The 1,397-nt window shown below is 73.1% G+C and carries 1 protein-coding gene; it reads right to left on the reverse strand.

Annotated features, from left to right (window positions below):
* The coding region (locus GA0115259_RS38255) for a helicase-associated domain-containing protein (protein ID WP_161230638.1) at positions 1-1,397 on the reverse strand (1,397 nt) is incomplete at both ends.

Consider the following 1,397-nt stretch of genomic DNA (forward strand, 5'->3'; position numbering starts at 1 on the left):
AGTGCGGTGGGCATGGGCGCGGGTGATCATCACATCGCCCTCGGCGGACTCGGCGGCGGGTGCGAAGCCCATGGTGCGCAGCCCGTCGAGCAGCGTCGTCGGATCGGCGTGGGCGGACAGGACGGTCGGCGCGAGACGGCGCAGCCGCAGTCCTTGCGAACGTTTGTCGGCGAGGATCTCGTCCAGTACGGCTTCGTCGTCGCAGCGTACGTACGCGGAGGCCGAACCGACCCGGAGATGGCCGTGCTTGCGCGCCACATCGTCGATGAGATAGGCGAGCGGCTGCGGAACGGGCGTACGGCTGTGGGCTCTCAGGAAGTCATGCAGATCGGAGGCCGACTGACCGGCGTCGAGCGCGCGCCGTACCGATCCCGGTGTGAACCGGTAGACGGTGGCGCCGCCCTTGGACTCGACATCGGCGGCGATGGAGAGCAGCTCGGCGAGCGGGCGCAGGAGCGGGCCCGGAGCGACGGCGGTGAGATCGGCCTGGAGCAGGACATGGTCGAGAGGCTCCGGCAGCAGCGGCGCGAGCGCGGCGGCGGCGCGGCGCCCGGCGGCGGTGAGCTCGGCGCCGGTGTGTACGCAGCTGGTGCGTACGGCGTCGTCCGCCGTGCGTGGGCCCATACCCATACCTGTGTCACCACCTGTGCGCGGGCTGCCGAGACCTGCTTCCGCCGCCGCGCGCGGGCCATGGCCGTCGGGAGACACCGGTGAGGTTGGTGGCATTCGCGTCAGCAGCGCCCGCCCGTGCGACGAGATCGCGCCTCGGCCGGTGACGCCCAGCATCTCGGCCTCGTTCAGCGTCCAGGCCGCGAGCCGTGAGCGCAGATCGTCCGAGCGCCCGGCGGAGGACGCGCCGCGCAGCGGACGCTCCCAGCGCAGCCGGGCCAGCAGCGATTCCGGATCGGGCGCCGTGCCCTCGGGGAGCGTGGCGAGGAGTTCCAGGATCCGCCGCCGTACCTCGGGCGCCGGGCCGCGGTCCAGGTCGGGACCGAGGGCCGCGAGCGTACGGCCCTTGCTGTCCTGGCTGCCGACCAGGCCCGCCGTACGGGTCGCCGTCAGCCAGGCGGTGGCGAGCCGGGCCCAGCGCTCCGGCGAGGACAGTTCCTGCCAGTCGTCGTACGCGGGCGTCGGCGCGTACCGCTCGTCCGGTTCGCCGTCCGTGGCCAGCAGCCCTGCCGTGTAGGCGAGTTCGACCCAGAAGGCGGCCACGGACTCGGAGACGTCCAGGGCGGCGGCGGTGCGCTTGAGATCGCGTACGGAGAGACCGCCGGCGCGCAGGACGTTGGGACCGCCCTCGTTCCAGTCCTTGGCCAGCTCCTCGACGGTGGCGAGCGCGGTGTACGCCTGGCCGGCGGCCGTACTGTCCACCACGTGTGAACGGTTTCCGGCGCCTG

It is taken from the genome of Streptomyces sp. MnatMP-M17, from assembly GCF_900091995.1.
Taxonomy (GTDB): Bacteria; Actinomycetota; Actinomycetes; order Streptomycetales; family Streptomycetaceae; genus Streptomyces.